Origin of the sequence: Nocardia sp. (assembly GCF_025465275.1) — a bacterium.
GTDB lineage: Bacteria > Actinomycetota > Actinomycetes > Mycobacteriales > Mycobacteriaceae > Nocardia.
This window is the reverse complement of record NZ_JAODNK010000051.1, coordinates 92,103-107,225: the sequence shown is the minus strand read 5'-3', so window position 1 is coordinate 107,225 and position 15,123 is coordinate 92,103. Positions and strand designations below refer to the sequence as shown.

General features: G+C 66.0%; 15 protein-coding genes. 5 read left to right on the top strand and 10 right to left on the bottom strand.

Annotation, left to right across the window (positions count from 1 at the left end; genetic code table 11):
• Positions 1–222: 222 nt before the first annotated feature.
• The 3 genes from JWN03_RS11745 to JWN03_RS11735 are packed head-to-tail and all read right to left on the bottom strand — an operon-like array spanning position 223 to position 3,697.
• The gene (locus JWN03_RS11745) at positions 223–1,380 is read right to left on the bottom strand and encodes a zinc-binding dehydrogenase (RefSeq protein ID WP_297613744.1); all 1,158 of its coding nucleotides are present in this window, start codon (positions 1,378–1,380) and stop codon (positions 223–225) included.
• Positions 1,380–2,522 (bottom strand): acyl-CoA dehydrogenase family protein, encoded by a 1,143-nt coding sequence (locus JWN03_RS11740; RefSeq protein ID WP_297613795.1) that lies wholly within the window; start codon positions 2,520–2,522, stop codon positions 1,380–1,382. The genes JWN03_RS11745 and JWN03_RS11740 overlap by 1 nt, the downstream gene beginning before the upstream one ends.
• 8 nt (positions 2,523–2,530) lie before the next feature.
• A complete protein-coding gene (locus tag JWN03_RS11735; protein WP_297613743.1) occupies positions 2,531–3,697 on the bottom strand; it encodes an acyl-CoA dehydrogenase family protein in 1,167 nt (388 codons plus the stop codon).
• A gap of 101 nt (positions 3,698–3,798) precedes the next feature.
• Between JWN03_RS11735 and JWN03_RS11730 the strand changes: the two genes are divergently transcribed.
• Both JWN03_RS11730 and JWN03_RS11725 read left to right on the top strand, forming a co-directional pair.
• Positions 3,799–4,767, top strand: coding sequence for a patatin-like phospholipase family protein (locus JWN03_RS11730; protein WP_297613742.1), 969 nt, complete (start codon positions 3,799–3,801; stop codon positions 4,765–4,767).
• Positions 4,764–5,348: a QsdR family transcriptional regulator gene (locus JWN03_RS11725; RefSeq protein WP_297613741.1), complete on the top strand. Its 585-nt coding sequence runs from the start codon at positions 4,764–4,766 to the stop codon at positions 5,346–5,348. The genes JWN03_RS11730 and JWN03_RS11725 overlap by 4 nt, the downstream gene beginning before the upstream one ends.
• On the opposite strand, the gene JWN03_RS11720 is transcribed toward JWN03_RS11725, so the two are convergent.
• Both JWN03_RS11720 and JWN03_RS11715 read right to left on the bottom strand, forming a co-directional pair.
• The gene (locus JWN03_RS11720) at positions 5,337–6,011 is read right to left on the bottom strand and encodes a DUF3159 domain-containing protein (RefSeq protein ID WP_297613740.1); all 675 of its coding nucleotides are present in this window, start codon (positions 6,009–6,011) and stop codon (positions 5,337–5,339) included. The genes JWN03_RS11725 and JWN03_RS11720 overlap by 12 nt on opposite strands.
• Before the next feature lie 48 nt (positions 6,012–6,059).
• Positions 6,060–6,188 carry a hypothetical protein gene (locus tag JWN03_RS11715; RefSeq protein WP_297613739.1) on the bottom strand — a complete coding sequence of 43 codons (129 nt, stop codon included), beginning with the start codon at positions 6,186–6,188 and terminating at the stop codon, positions 6,060–6,062.
• A 191-nt stretch (positions 6,189–6,379) separates the two neighbouring features.
• Here JWN03_RS11715 and JWN03_RS11710 point away from each other — a divergent pair, with 191 nt between their 5' ends.
• A complete protein-coding gene (locus JWN03_RS11710) occupies positions 6,380–7,804 on the top strand; it encodes a DUF1254 domain-containing protein (RefSeq protein ID WP_297613738.1) in 1,425 nt (474 codons plus the stop codon).
• A gap of 121 nt (positions 7,805–7,925) precedes the next feature.
• Here the strand turns inward: JWN03_RS11710 and JWN03_RS11705 are convergent, their stop codons facing one another.
• The 3 genes from JWN03_RS11705 to JWN03_RS11695 form a co-directional block, all read right to left on the bottom strand.
• On the bottom strand, positions 7,926–10,043 hold the full coding sequence (locus JWN03_RS11705) for a heavy metal translocating P-type ATPase (protein ID WP_297613737.1): 2,118 nt from the start codon (positions 10,041–10,043) through the stop codon (positions 7,926–7,928).
• A gap of 77 nt (positions 10,044–10,120) precedes the next feature.
• Positions 10,121–11,443: a serine hydrolase domain-containing protein gene (locus JWN03_RS11700; RefSeq protein ID WP_297613736.1), complete on the bottom strand. Its 1,323-nt coding sequence runs from the start codon at positions 11,441–11,443 to the stop codon at positions 10,121–10,123.
• Positions 11,444–11,498: 55 nt separating this feature from the next.
• Positions 11,499–12,062, bottom strand: coding sequence for an MmyB family transcriptional regulator (locus JWN03_RS11695; RefSeq protein WP_297613735.1), 564 nt, complete (start codon positions 12,060–12,062; stop codon positions 11,499–11,501).
• Here JWN03_RS11695 and JWN03_RS11690 point away from each other — a divergent pair.
• Together JWN03_RS11690 and JWN03_RS11685 are read left to right on the top strand one after the other, a co-directional pair.
• Positions 12,026–12,280: a hypothetical protein gene (locus JWN03_RS11690; protein WP_366914387.1), complete on the top strand. Its 255-nt coding sequence runs from the start codon at positions 12,026–12,028 to the stop codon at positions 12,278–12,280. The two genes, JWN03_RS11695 and JWN03_RS11690, sit on opposite strands and share 37 nt — an antisense overlap.
• A gap of 126 nt (positions 12,281–12,406) precedes the next feature.
• Positions 12,407–13,060 (top strand): double zinc ribbon domain-containing protein, encoded by a 654-nt coding sequence (locus tag JWN03_RS11685; protein ID WP_297613734.1) that lies wholly within the window; start codon positions 12,407–12,409, stop codon positions 13,058–13,060.
• Positions 13,061–13,143: 83 nt separating this feature from the next.
• Here the strand turns inward: JWN03_RS11685 and JWN03_RS11680 are convergent, their stop codons facing one another.
• Both JWN03_RS11680 and JWN03_RS11675 read right to left on the bottom strand, forming a co-directional pair.
• On the bottom strand, positions 13,144–13,344 hold the full coding sequence (locus JWN03_RS11680; protein ID WP_297613733.1) for a hypothetical protein: 201 nt from the start codon (positions 13,342–13,344) through the stop codon (positions 13,144–13,146).
• A 213-nt stretch (positions 13,345–13,557) separates the two neighbouring features.
• On the bottom strand, positions 13,558–14,988 hold the full coding sequence (locus JWN03_RS11675; protein WP_297613731.1) for a DUF1254 domain-containing protein: 1,431 nt from the start codon (positions 14,986–14,988) through the stop codon (positions 13,558–13,560).
• Positions 14,989–15,123: the final 135 nt, after the last annotated feature.

Here is a 15,123-nt window from a genome sequence, read left to right as displayed (position 1 = left end):
GGCGGGTGACGAAGCCGACCTACATCGAGCCCCACGCCTGCAGCAGGTAGGTGATTTGCGCGAGCGTCGAGGTGATGGTGTTCGCCAGGTCCAGGGTGGCCGAACCCAGATTGATGATCGGGAAATTCATTGCGGGATCCTCGCTTTCGTTCGATCACATTGCACCTACACCGTAGGAACAAGAGCAATCGAACAGCAAGCGTTTCAGCACACACTGTTCAGTCAATAAATCCCCTGCATGCTCCCCTTATTCTGCGGCACAGCGTGCGATACGGATCCGAAGCTTATGACCTGTCGCACAGCATGGCCATCGGCCAGCAAATCCATCGCCTCATTGATTTCGGACAGTTCGATGCGCGCAGAGATGAGCCGCTCGACCGGCAGCCTGCCCGCCCGCCACAGCTGCTCGTAGCGCGGGATATCACGAGCCGGAACGGCCGAGCCCAGATAGCTGCCGACAATGGTGCGGGCCTCGGCGGTCAGACTCAGTGGCGGCAGGGTAATGGTCGCGGACGGCGCGGGCAGTCCGACGGTGACGGTGGTGCCGCCGGGAGCCGTAGCCGCATAAGCGGTTTCGAGTGCGGCCGGATGCCCCGCGCATTCGATGACATACCGCGCCCGGACTCCGTCGGCGCGTACCTGCTCCGGGGTATAGGTCTCGGTCGCGCCGAGTTCCCGTGCCATGTCGAGCTTCTCGGGGATCCGGTCCACACCGATAATGCGTTCCACGCCAATGGCTTTCGCGGTGAGCAAGGCGGCCATACCGACCCCGCCCAGCCCGATCACCATGAGGCTGTCCTGCGGCCGCGGCCGTGCCACATTCAGCACCGCCCCGCCGCCGGTCAGCACCGCGCAGCCGAAGAGCGCGGCGACCTCGGGCGGCACATCGAGGCCGACCGGCACCACCGACGCCCGATCCACGATCGCGTGGCTGGCGAAGCCGGAAACACCCAGATGATGGTGCACCCGGCTGCCGCCGCGGGACAGATGGCCCGCATGATGCAGCAGCTCACCGGCATTATTGGTGCGCGAACCCGCCGAACAGGGCAGTTGCCCGTCCCGATCGCAGGCCTCGCAGTCCTCGCAGCGCGGCAGGAAGGACATGACAACCCGCTGTCCCGCAAGGAGATCCGAGACCCGCTCGCCGACGGAGACCACCCGCCCCGCCGCCTCGTGCCCGAGCAGCATGGGCACCGGCCGTTGCCGATTGCCGTCCACCACACTCAGATCCGAGTGACACACCCCGGCCGCCTCGATGGCGACGAGCACCTCGGTGGGCCCGGGATCGCCGAGTTCCAACTCGCACACGGTGATCGGCCGGGATTCCGCGAACGGACGGGAGCGGCCGATCTCCTCGAGCACCGCGCCGGTGATGCGCATCAGATCTCGACCATCTGATAATCGCCGACAACATTGCCCAGGCGGCGCAGATGAGCACTGGAGTCGCCGAGCGTGCGCTCGATGGCGGTCAGCCGCGCGGTGTAGTGGCCGACCGGATATTCGGCGGTCATGCCGATACCGCCGTGCAGCTGGATGGCTTCCTGCCCGATATGCCTGGCGGAGCGGCCGATTCGCAGTTTGGCGCGGGAGGCGACCACCGGATCGGTAATGCCGTCGGCGAGGGACATGGACGAGTACATGCTCATACCGCGCGCCAGTTCCAGCGAGACGTACATATCGGCGGCGCGCTGGGTCAGCGTCTGGAAGGAACGCAGCGGAACGCCGAATTGCTTGCGGGTCTTCAGGTATTCCGACGTCAGGCGCAGCGCCTCTTCCATGGCCCCGACCGCCTCGGCGCACAGCGCGGCCTGCGCACCCGCCAGCGCGGCCTCGATCACATCGGTGGCATCGCGCACCTCGCCCAGCGGTTCGGCTCGCACGCCGCCGAATTCGATATCCGCGCCGCGCAGTCCGTCGTGGGTGGCGTAGGTCGTGCGCCGCACGCCCGGGTCGGCGGGGTCGACGAGGAACAGGCCGATGCCGCGTTCCGCACCGAATTCGCCGGGCAGTGCCGCGCTGACAATGAGCAGATCGGCGCAATCACCGTGCGGCACCGCGTGTTTGCGACCGGCCAGCGTCCAGCCGTCGCCGCGCTGGATCACCTGGGCGCCGACCTCGTTGGACGGCCAGCGCACACCCGGTTCGGCATGTGCGAAGGCCAGCCGCAGATCACCCTCGGCCACCTTGGGCAGCAGCTCTTTTCGCTGATTATCCGCGCCGAGCCGGGCAATGAGCCCGCCCGGCAGCAGCGCGCAGTCCAGAAGCGGCTCCGGCGCGAGGCGGCGGCCCAGTTCGGTGAGCACCAGCATGGCCTCGATGGGTCCGGCGCCCATACCGCCGTCTTCCTCGGCGAAGGTCAGACCCAGCAGCCCGACCTCGGCAAAAGTGCTCCACAGCTGCGGATCCCAGCCGAGTTCGGTGCCGATGACCTCGCGACGGCGCTCCGGGGTGTAGCTGCGGGCCAGTACAACGCGTACCGTATCGCGCAGCATTTCCTGTTCGGTGGTCAGCTCGAAATCCATGGCGGGCCTCACAATCCGAGGATCGTCGAGGCGATGATGCTGCGCTGCACCTCGTTCGATCCTCCGTAGATCGATGTCTTGCGATAGTTCAGATAGGTGGCAGTGCTGCGGCGTGCCCAATCCGGCTGCGCGGGATCTTCCACAGGAAGCGAATCCGGCCCGGCGATATCCACGAGAAGTTCGGTGACGGCCTGCTGCAGTTCGGTGCCGCGCAGTTTGAGAATCGAGGAGACCGGGTTCGGCTTACCGTCCGCCGGTGCAGCGGCGACCCGCAGCTGCACCAATTCCAGTGCCAGCAGCTCGTTTTCGAGTTCGGCGAGGCGGGTGGCGAAGAGCTGATCCTCCAGCAGTGTCCGATCCCCCAGCCGGACCTGCTTGGCATATTCCTTGGCCAGCCACAGCCGGACCTTGGTCTGGCCGACGGCGGTTATGCCGGTGCGTTCGTTGCCGAGCAGGAATTTGGCGTAGGTCCAGCCCTGATTCTCCTGGCCGACAAGGTTTTCCGCGGGCACCCGGACGTTGTCCAGAAAGACCTCGTTGACCTCGTAGCCGCCGTCGATGAGCTCGATGGGCCGCACGGTGACGCCCGGCGTATCGAGCGGGAACAGCAGCATGGAAATGCCCGCCTGCTTCTTGGGCGCGTCCGGATCGGTGCGCACCAGGCAGAACATCCAGTCGGCGGACTGGGCGGCGGTGGTCCAGGTCTTCTGCCCGTTCACCACATAGCTGTCGCCGTCGCGGACCGCGGTGGTGCGCAGCGAGGCCAGATCGGAACCGGCTTCCGGCTCGGAAAAGCCCTGGCACCACCAGATATCGAGATTCGCGGTGGGCGGCAGGAAGCGTTCCTTCATGGCCTGCGTACCGAAGTGCGCGATGACCGGGCCGATCATGTTCGCATTGAAGGTGAGCGGTTCGGGGACCGAGGCGAGCTGCATCTCGTCGTGCCAGATGTGCCGCTGGATGGGCGTCCAGTCCCGCCCGCCCCATTCCACCGGCCAGTTCGGGACCGCCAGCCGGTGCGCGTTCAGAATGCGCTGCGTGGTGACGAAATCGTCCCTGCTCAGCTCCTGTCCGTGCCGGGCCCGGTTCCGGATGTCGGCCGGGATTTCGCTCCGGTAGAACGCGCGCAGCTCGTCACGAAACGCGAGCTCGTCCTCGGTGAGCGCCAATTTCATGCGTTGACCTCCAGTGCAGTGTTCGTCGCGGAATATGATACACAGAGACTCTGATGTCTCAAATAGCCGCCGTAGACTCGATGGCTACAGGAAGGTGCCCCATGCCGGACCACAACTACATCGGTGACCTCACGACCATCGGAGTCGGCGAACTGATCGCCCACCGACATCGCGAGGGCAGCGCGCCGAAGCAGCGCACCGACGGTCACCGGCTCGCACTGGTCATCGAGGGCGGATCCTCCCGCGGCGCGTTCTCGCACGGAATGGCCATGGCCATAGAGGAACTCGGCGTGCTCTCGTGCTTCGACGCCGTGTACGGCGCATCGGCCGGCGCCCTCAACGGTGCGTGGCTGCTGTGCGGGCGGGCCATGGAATCCGAGCGCGCCTGGCATCCCGAGGTGATCAATCGGGTCATCTCGCCCGTGCGTGCCCTGCGCGGCGGTCCGGTGGTCGATACCCGGTATCTGGTGCACACGGTGTACGAACGGATCGTGCCGATGGATTTCCCCGCCATCCTGGCCAATCCGGTCACCTTCCATCCCATCGCGACCGACGCCGATACCGGCGAGGCGGTCGATCTGCATTCCGAACTCAGCGACGGCGCCTCGGTACAGGCCGCGCTGCGCGCCTCGACCTGCCTGCCGATCCTGGCCGGGCGGCCGGTGCACGTCGGTGCACGGCGCTTCGTCGATGCCGGACTCTCCGAATCCGTGCCCATTCGTACCGCTTTGGCGCAGGGGGCGACCCGCGTGCTGGTGCTGCGGACCCGGCGCGCGGACGAACCCATGCGCACGCCTTCGTCCTTGGAGAACCGGGTGGTGGCACGCTTCCTGGCCCGGCACGCACCGGGCACCGTCGAACCGTGGCGGACCCGGATGCAACAGCACGTGCGCGACGAGGAGGACTTCGCCACCGATCCGGCCGTGCTGCAGATCCGCCCGCCGCACAACGCACCCGATATCGGCCGGGTCGACCGCGATCCACTGATACTGCGGGAGGCCCTGGCACTGGGCCGGGTGGTGACCGCGCGGACGCTGTCGGCGTACCTGGCCCCTATGCTTTCGGCGTGACGCGCGCGGAGGGAACCAGGACACCGGGGCGACCGGCATCGGCCAGTCGTGACGATGTACTGAAAGCCGCCATCACCATGTTCCTGGCCGGCAAGCGTATCGACGTGAATGCCATTGCCGCACAGCTCGGTGTCGGCCGGGCCAGTATCTACCGTTGGTTCGGCTCCCGCGACGGACTGCTCGGCGCGGCCATTGCCGGCCAGCTGGAGCGCATGGTCGGCGCTGCCGATCGGCGCAGTCGCAGCAGCGGCGGGCAGCGGCTCAACGAGGTGCTCGACCACACCATTCATTGGCTGGTCGAAGACGATTCGCTGCGAACGTATTTCGACAATGAATCCACCGCCGCGCTGCGCTTGATCACCCGTAGCGACGGGGTTGTGCATCAGGCGGCGGTGGCGATTGTCGAGCAGCTGATCGAGCGGGCGCAGGAGCAGGGCTACCTGCCGCCGATCGAGCGAAATACCCTGGCCTACGCCCTGGTCCGGCTCTGGGAGGCGTTCCTCTACAACGATGCCGTTGCCGGATTCCGGGGCGATGTGGAGCGATTGCAACAGGTGCAGGCGGCGCTGCTACGCGCGTGAGCCTGCCACGGCCGCATGCGAACCCGGGTGCTGGTTGAGCGAGCGCCGCACCCAGAGCCAGCTGGCCGCGAGCATGACCACCAGCGCCGGCTTACCGAGAATCAGTGCGACGGAACCGAGTAGCACCACCTGGTTCGCGACGTACAGCGGCACCATGACCACCAGATGCAACGCCCAGAATACGAACCACGCCAGAGTCACCCTGCGGTGCAACCGAATTCGCTGCTGCGGGTCGGCATGGGCAGCGGGTTCGAGCCCCACCTTCCGGCTGATCCAGTGCGACAGCGGGCGACCGCTGAGCAGGGTGAGGCCGAAGGCGAGCGTGCCCGCGGCGCAGATGATCAGGTCCGGCAGATAGAAGCCGCGACCCTCGCCGGTGATCCCGACGAAGAGCGAGAACACCACCACGACGGCGACCGAGATCGCCACCACCTTGACCGAATCGCCCCGCAGCAGCCGGTAGCCTGCGACCGCGCAGGCCACCACCAGTGCGATGAGCACGCCGATCTTGGCATCGACCGTGGCGTAGCCGATGAGGAAGCCGACCGCGGGCGCGGCCCCGTCGACGAGGTGCCCGAGACCGCCGAGGGTGCGGAACTTGCCCCACATCTCAGCGGCGCCCGAGCGCTGGTCGATGTGGACCGAAGGATCGATGGACTCCACTACCACTCCTAGTCCTAAGGGTGAAGAGCTAATGATCAGCAAAAGCGATTACATCGAACCCCAGGACTGCAGCAGGTAGGTCATATTGGCGAGCGTCGAGGTGATCGTGCTCGCGAGGTCGAGGGTGGCCGAGCCGAGGTTGATAATCGGGAAGTTCATGACGTCCTGCTTTCTCATCGAGTTCCTATTGCAGTCTGACTGTAATAAGCTCGGCGCCGTTGGGCAATACCGATATGACCCGGTTCGCTAGTTCCGGTTTCCGTGAGCCAGGACACATACCTCGACCGAGAAGCGATGGTTCACTCGCTCAGCGAATCCATGGCTAAGCTCCGGTGGCATTGCCATCCGGACAGACGAAGGAGCGCGACGTGCAGGATCCACTCCCCACCACTCCCCGTTTCTCACGCCGCTGGGTGCTGGGCATGGGAACCGCCGCCGTGGCGGGACTGGCCCTCGCCGCCTGCAGCTCGAACGACGACAAGTCCACGACGGCCACCACCGCGGCGTCGAGTGATCCCAAAACCGTTGCCGCCGATGCCTATACGTTCGGGTATCCGCTGGTGCTCATGGATGCCACCCGCGCGTCGGGCGGCGCCGTCAACCAGTTCGCCAATGCCGTCCACCTGCCCACGCCGGACGACAAGCAGGTGGTGCGGCTGAATCTGGACACCCTCTACTCGCAGGCCTGGCTGGATCTGGCCGCCGAACCGCTGGTACTGCAGGTACCCGGCATGGAAGCCGACCGGTACTGGCTCATGCAGGTGCTCGACGCCTGGACCAATACCCGCCACAATCCGAGCAGCGTCAGCGCGAAGGTCGCCGCCGGTATCGAGACGCCGCCGTTCACCTACCTGGTGACGGGACCGAACTGGCACGGGCCGGTGCCGAACGGCATGACGCAGCTGCCCATGCCCACGACCATCTCCTGGGTGATCGGACGTATCCAGGTCAATGGCGCAGCGGATGTCGACCGGGTGCGCGCCCTGCAGGATGAGCTGAAGCTGGTACCGCTGAGTGCCTGGCTGCGCGGTGAGACCGACTCCCCCGGCCGGGTGTACGCGGTGGACCAGTCCGCACCCCCGCCGCCCAAGCAGGTGGCGGCCATGGACGGGCCGACCTTCTTCGACAAGATGTGCGCACTCATGGCCGCCGAGCCGCCCGCGCCGGAAGATGCTCCGGCACTGGAGCGTTTCGCCAAGATCGGCATCAAACCCGGTGCGACCGTGGACAATCTTTCCGCCGATCTCCTGAATGCCGGTGTCACCCAGGCGAAATCGCAGGTCACCCAGTTCAATGATCCGCAGTCGAAGAACGAGAACGGCTGGAAGTTCTCCACCGATCTCGGCGCCTACGGCACCAACTACGCCCTGCGGGCCATCACCGCCGTTCAAGCGCTCGGCGCGAACCTGGCCGAAGATGCGGTGTACCCCAGCCTCTTCGGCGCAGCCGACAAGAACGGCCAACCCCAGCGCTTCCGCCTGCACTTCCCCGCCGGACAACTGCCGCCGGTAGCCGCCTTCTGGTCCATCACCGCCTACGACGGCGACAGCTACCTGGTACCGAATGCCGCCGACGTCTACGCCGTCGGCCACCAGATTCCCCCGGTCCCCAACCCCGACGGCTCGGTCGATATCGCCGTCCAAAGCGAAGACCCCGGCCCCTCAGTCCCCCAGGGCAATTGGCTCCCCATCCCCGCAGGCGGCCAATTCTCCCTCAGCATGCGCCTCTACGCCCCGAAGAAGCAGGCATTGGACGGCGACTGGCAACCCCCCGCCCTCGACCCCGTCAGCTGAGCGATTGGACTGAAGCCCTCGTCATCCCGGCATGCTTTTGGCCGGGATCCACCCTTCCGGCGTAGATCCCGGCCAAAAATGCGCCGGGATGACGAGGGCGAACGCGCTGGGATAGCGGGGCTCAGTTGCGGTCGGGGAGGTGTAGTCGCTTGAGGGCCAGGGCATTCAAGGCGACTATGACGCTGGAGCCGGACATGGAGAGGGCGGCGATCTCCGGGCGGAGGGTCCAGCCCAGGAACGGTTCGAAGACGCCGGCGGCGATGGGCAGGGCGATGGTGTTGTAACCGACTGCCCAGGCCAGGTTCTGGTGCATTTTGCGGAGGGTGCCGCGGCCGATGCGAAGGGCGGTGGGCACGTCCAGGGGGTCCGAGCGCATGAGGACCAGGTCGGCGGTCTCGATGGCGACATCGGTACCGGCGCCGATGGCAATGCCGAGGTCGGCGCGGGCGAGGGCGGGAGCGTCATTGACACCGTCGCCGACCATGGCGACTTTCTTTCCGCCGGACTGCAATTCGGCGATCTTGTCGGCCTTGTCGCCGGGCAGTACCTCGGCAATCACGGTATCGATACCGAGCTCGGCGGCAATGCGCTCGGCGGTGGCCCGGTTGTCACCGGTGAGCATGACGACCTCGACGCCCATATCGTGCAGATCCTGCACCGCCCTGGCCGAAGTCTCGCGGACCGCGTCCGCAATGCCGATCACCGCGGCTGCCTTGCCGTCGACCGCGGCCAGGACAGCAGTCTGACCCCCGGCCGCTACCCGATCACGCGCAGTAGCCAAGTCTCCCAGCGCGATTCCCTCACGCTCGAGCAGACGACGATTGCCGACCACCACACGGCGACCGTTCACGGTGGCAACCGCGCCGTGCCCGGGAATGTTCTCGAAGTCCTGTGCCCGTTCACCATTCGCACCGTGCCCCTCGGCATAGCGCACGACCGCCGCGGCCAGCGGATGCTCGGATTCGCGTTCCACCGCCGCCAGCAGGGGAATCAGTTCGGCGGTGGTGACCACCCCGTCGGTGACGATTTCGGTGACCTCCGGCTCGCCCTTGGTAAGGGTGCCGGTCTTGTCCATGACCACGGTCTGGATCCGCGCCGCACTCTCCAGCGCCATCGCATTCTTGAACAGCACACCGCGTTTCGCGCCCAGCCCGGTGCCGACCATGATGGCGGTCGGAGTGGCCAGTCCCAGCGCATCGGGGCAGGTGATGACCACGACCGTAATGGCGAACAGCATGGCCTTGGCGAAGGTGGCCCCGACCAGCAGCCACACCACGAGAGTCAGTGCGCCACCGATCAATGCGACCAGTACCAGCCAGAAGGCCGCGCGGTCGGCCAGTTTCTGGCCCGGCGCCTTCGAACTCTGCGCTTCCCGAACCAGATTCACGATCTGCGCGAGGGCGGTATCGGCGCCGACCTTGGTGGCCCGCACCCGCAGCACGCCATTCTCGTTCAGTGTCGCGCCGATGACCGTCGCGCCCGCATCCTTGTGCACCGGCAGGCTTTCGCCGGTGACCATCGATTCGTCGACCTCACTCTCGCCCTCGAGCACCTCACCGTCGACCGCGATCTTGGAGCCCGGCCGCACCAGCAGCACATCGCCGACAATCACTTCGGCCGTGGGGATTTCGACTTCCTGCCCGTCCCGGATCACCACGGCCTGCGGCGGCGCGAGATCCAGCAGCGCGCGAATGGCGTCATTGGCCCCGCCGCGCGCCCGCATCTCGAACCAGTGCCCGAGCAGTACGAAGGTGGCCAGCATGGTGGAGGCCTCGTAGAACACCTCACCGCCGCCGGTCAGGGTGATGACGAGGGAGTACAGCCAGCCCGCGCCGATACCGACCGCGACCAGCACCATCATGTCGAGCGTGCGCGCCTTCAGCGCGGCCACCGCACCGGTGAAGAAGAGGGTCGAGGAGTAGAAGATCACCGGCAGGCTCAGGATCAGCGCCCAGATGTCCTGCCGCAGCCCGAACGGGGTGGGCAGATCGAGCCCGAACATATCCTTCGCCATCGGCGACCAGAACATCACCAGCAGCGAGAAGACCAGCGCGACCAGGAAGCGATTACGCATGTCCTTCGCCATGTCCTCCATGGACATGCCGCCGTGCCCGGCATGGCCCATCTCCGCGTGACCGGTGTCGGCCGTGGCGGAGTGGTCCATTCCCGCATGGGCGGAGTGATCCATGGCGGAGTGGTCCATCTCCATGTGACCGCTATGTCCGTTCTGCTGGTCCATGCCCCGACCATATACCCTCCAGGGGTATCTGGCCAGTAGGTGTGACCGGCGCGCCAGGGCAGCGCCGCATACAGCCGCTACCGAATCCCCGGAGTGGCCGGATCCGATCCGAAGCAACCGACGATGTAGCACCCGGGCGGCCAATCCGAGACCGGCGGAGCGAGCGGCTTATCGAGACAGGTCAGCAACCCGCAGCCCGGATAGGCCATGGGACCCAGGCCCAGGGCGGCGAGGGTCGCATCCGGATTGGAGATCATGGGATCGGACAGGCTGATATCCGGCCCGGCCACATAGGGCCCCGGATCGGGCAGCACCGGATCACGGAAGGCGGCGGTCAGCGCGCGCATCGCCTCGTGCGGGAAGCTCACCGAACCACCGGGCACAGTCACCCCGGTCCAGCTGATCAGCAACCCCAGGCTCGGCACGATGGTGTTGTCCTGCCGCATCATTCCCGACATCTGCACTGCGTCGGCGGGCATGCCGGGGAAAATCGACCCGCAGTCCGGGCCATTTACTACGAAAAGAAAGCCGTAGCAATCATTGGCGGCGATAGGGGTGGTGGCCTGGGTCAGGTAGTCCGCGGAAATCACCTGCGCGCCATGCCAATTCCCGTGGTTCGCAACCAGCAGCCCGAGCTTGACGAAGTCGTCGGGCGGCAGCACCAGATGCGCGTATCCGTAGGTGTTGTTACTGCGATCGCGCGCCCAGTGATAATCGGTGCGCTCGATCCCCAAGGGCTCGAAGAGCTTTCGCTGTGCGAAAGCCTGGAAATCCTCCCCCACCGCCTGCTGCACCACATAGGCGAGCAGGTCGACGGCCCGCTGGCTGTACTGCCACTGGGTGCCCTGCGGGTGCACGATGGGCATGGCCAGCGCCTGCGCCACCACATTCGGGTCGAGCTGTATCAGCCCCGTAACCCCCTCCGACGCCACCGCCACCTCCATACCGGAGGTCTCGGTCAGCAGACTGCGCACGGTGATGGCACGATGCGCCGAATCACCCAGCCCCGCAGGCAGATACGCGTCGATCGGATCATCGATCCGCAACCGCCCGGCATCCACCGCCAGCCCCGCCACCATGGACACCACACTCTTGGTGCTGCTCCACAGATTCCACGGCATCCCGCCCGCGCGTTGATTGTTCGGCCCACTCGCCACCAGGCAGTTGTTCCGGTACACCGACACGGTGAACCGCGAGGGGTCCGCCACGAATCCCATCGCCTGCCGCAACCGCTGTGAATCCAGCCCCACCGCTTCGGGTGTGGCGGTCTCCGGCGTTCGGCCGGAGCTGACCGCACACTGCCGCAGCTCCGCCGGCCCGGCCTGCGCGCCGGGCGCACCGACCAGCAGCATTGCGGCGGCGACCATTGTCACCACACCGACCGTCCAAGTCCGAATCACGCCAAACCACCTCTCCCGAAGTCCCATTCGGCACATCGGCGGGTAGAGCGGTTCGTTATCTTTCTGTGACCCCCGAATTATCGGGGCGGAACTTCTCGGGGCTCGGTGCGGCCTGCCTGCGAGTCGCCCCCAGCGCACCAAGGAGTGACAGCGCGGCGACACTCGGGCTACCCGGTTCGGCGTGGTAGACGACAAGCTCCTGACCGGATGCGCCACGCACGTCGAAGCAGTGATACGCCAGTGTCAGCGCACCGACATCGGGATGGCGTAAATCCTTGGTAGCAAAGGTTTTTCCGCGCACTATGTGCGAATTCCAGAGGTCGGCGAAGTCGGCATCCGCAGCAACCAGCGTATCGGCCAGTTCCACCGCTCGCCGATCCCGGGGGTCGATACCGATCGCCCGGCGCAGGCCAGCGGCAACCGATTCCGCGGCCTCCTCCCAGCGCGCGAAGAAGTGGCGGCCGACCGGATCGAGGAAGGTCATGCGGGCGAGATTGTCCGCACGCTCGAACGGCGAGAACAGGCTGTCGGCCAAGGCATTGACCGCGAGCAGATCGAGCGCCGGATTGAGAATGAAGGCCGGTGTCGCAGGGAAGCTGTCCAGTAGCCGTCGCAGCATCGGATCGACCGCGGGTCAGCGTCATCACGCCGGGTGTCACCGAATCCGAACTGGCGGAAAGCATCTCCGATCCCACCGCCCGTGCCGCCATGGAAACCTATCGGGCGGTGGCGATGCCGGCCGACGCCATTGCCGCGGCCGTCTCGTTTGCGATCGAACAGCCCGCGCAGGTCGATGTGAACGAGGTGGTCGTCCGACCGGTCTCCGTGCCGCGTTGACCTCCCGCCGGTTCCCCGTGTTGCGCACCTGCCCGGGCATACGATAAGAAGCTGACAATACGTGGTCCGGGGGGTTCCGGGCGCGTGCGTACGTAGTCCGCTCAGCCGCAAAGGAATCGCCCGATCATGGCCGCACCGGTCGTCTTCACCAGCTCCTATTACGACGAGTCCAACGACAATGGATTCCAGTGGGAGTTCCGCTGCGATCGCTGCAGCACCGCCTACAAATCCCCGTTCGAGCAGAACTACCTCTCGCGAGGGCGCGGCGCGCTGCGTGTGGTGCGAGATCTGCTCGGTGACCACTTCAGTTCGATCAACAAGGTGTCCAACGCCGCCGAGGACTTCTCCAACACCTGGGGTGGCGGCTCGGCCTCGGCCACCAAGGACAAGGCGTTCAACAACGCGGTCGATCACGTCAAGGACGACTTCCGGCTGTGCAGCGGCTGCGGGTCCTGGGTCTGCGCACGGATCTGCTGGAACGACCATGTCAGCCAGTGCACGCGCTGTTCACCGCTGGTGGCCAATCAGATCGCGCAGGCGCAGGCCGAGGCGCGCGGCTCGCAAATCCGAGATGCCGCGCACCAGCAGAATTGGACGCAGAACCAGGATCTGTCCACACCGGCCCGGGTCACCTGCCCGACCTGCGGGACCACCACCACGGGTGGCCGCTTCTGCGGCGCCTGCGGCACCGGCCTCGATATGCGCGCGCACTGCACGGGCTGCGGGCACCAATTGCAGGTGGGTACGGCCTTCTGCTCGAATTGCGGTCAGTCGCAGTAACTTCGGATATTCACGCGGTAGCCGTTCATGAGAAACCCCGTCCGGTCACGAGTGACCGGACGGGGTCCTTCAAGTAGTGCTCGTTACCCGGCAGAGCCGGTGTCGAACGGAACCGGGAACGGAATGCCCTGGTTCCAGTCGCCCGGATTGTGCCAGTCGTGGTGATCCCAGTCATGGTGATCCCGGTCGTGGTGATCCCAATCGTGGTGGTGCCAATCGACATCGGTGGCGGTGGGCACGGTGGCATCGGCGGAGGCCGGAATGGCCAGAGCCGAAAGCGGCACAGCGGCAAGCACACCCGCGAACGCAACGCGAACAGCAATCCTTCGGGTACCGGACGTCCTCATCAGGTTGGAGAGCATCGGAATTCCTTTCTCTCTAGCGACGAATCGCAGCAATACGATTCATCCACCTATCGAACGGCGTGTTCCTCACAGCGCCATCCGAGAACCCTGGCAAAACCCTGGGAATCCGACTGGGCGAGACGGCGGGTCTGCTCAGGCGACCTTCCGCAGATTCGGCGGCTTCCAGGTGCCGTCGAGGACCTTCTGATCCGGTGCGTAGAGCCGGAGGGTGAGCGAGAACTTGCCGGAGGCCGGGATGGGCAGCCAGTTGCCGGCGGGCACGGCGGTGCCCGGATCCGCGTTCTGCACAGTGATATCCACCGAACCGTCGGCGTTCTTCACCACCGGAATCTGATGGCCGACCGCGTAGATGCCGGCCGGATTGTCGATGAGGAAGCTGTCGGCGTCGTACGCGGTGATCGACCAGAAGGCACGGGCCGGCGGCAGCTGACCATCCGGGAAGTGCAGGGTGTAGCGAACCGGCGTGCCATTGTCGTCAGCGGTGCTGAAGACGGTCGGGTAGACCGCATCCTTGGCCAGGTTCGCGCCCAGGCCCTGCAGCGCGATATTGGCGCGCAGCGGGTAGTCGGTGCCGTAGGTGCCGACATTGGTGGCGAACTGCCACCCGTCCTCCACCTTGATCTGCGGATTCACGTATGCGGCAATGGCTTTCTTGCCCGCGGCCGCGCCCAGATTCAGCACATCGGCGGAGACCTTGTCCGCGGTGCCGCCGGGCGTCACGCCGATGGCGGCGAATCGCTCCATAGCCGAGGCATCGGCGGCGGCGGGCGGGTTGGCGACCATGAGTTCGTTCAACTTGTCGAAAAACGTCGGGCCGTCCATCCGCGCGACCTGCTGGGACGGGTTGATCGACTTGTCACTGGGGGCCGCGGGCGGCGGATTGTCGTGATTGCCGCTCACCCACTGACTCAACGGCACCAGCTTCATCTGGCTCTGCACGGCCTTCACCTTCTCGACGTCGTCCGGGCCGTTGACCTGCACGCGGCCGAGCAGCCAGGTGGTATCGGTCGGCATGGCGAGCGGGGTGACATCGTCCGGCAGTGTGCCCTTCCAGCCCGGTCCGGTGATCGCGTAGGTGAAGGGGCCGGTCTTCGCGCCCGAGCGCAGTTGCGGGTCGACGCTGCTGGGGTCCTGCGCGGTATTGGACCAGGCATCCAGGAACTGCATGAGCCAGTACCGATTGGGATCCATCTCCGGCACCTGGACGATCATGGGCTCGTTCTTCACATCCAGCCAAGCCTGTGAGTAGAAGGTGTCCAGATTCAGCCGCACGACCTGCCGGTCGGCGGGGGTCGGCAGGGTATCGGCGTGATCGAAGTGATTGGCCGCCGCCGCCGAGGCGCGGGTGGCGTCCATCAGGACGAGCGGGTAGCCGTAGGTGAAGGCGTCGACCGCAATGTCCTTCGGATCGTTCGAGGCCGCGGTGGTAGAGGTTGCCGAGCTATTGCTCGACGACGAATCGCTGCTGCAGGCGCTCAATCCCACTGCGGCCAGGATCACGGACAGGGTGGCTGCCGTAGCGCCCACCAGCGCTCGTCGTGAACCCATCCTGCGAATAGTCATCGGACTCCTTGCCTCAGTGCAACTGGCGCGGCACGATCACGAGCATCGACAGTTTGCCAGCAGTGAGCTGGAGCAAGAGCCGACACCCCACGCTGGCATGATCGGTCCGCAGCGGCCTCACCCATAGCGGGTGAA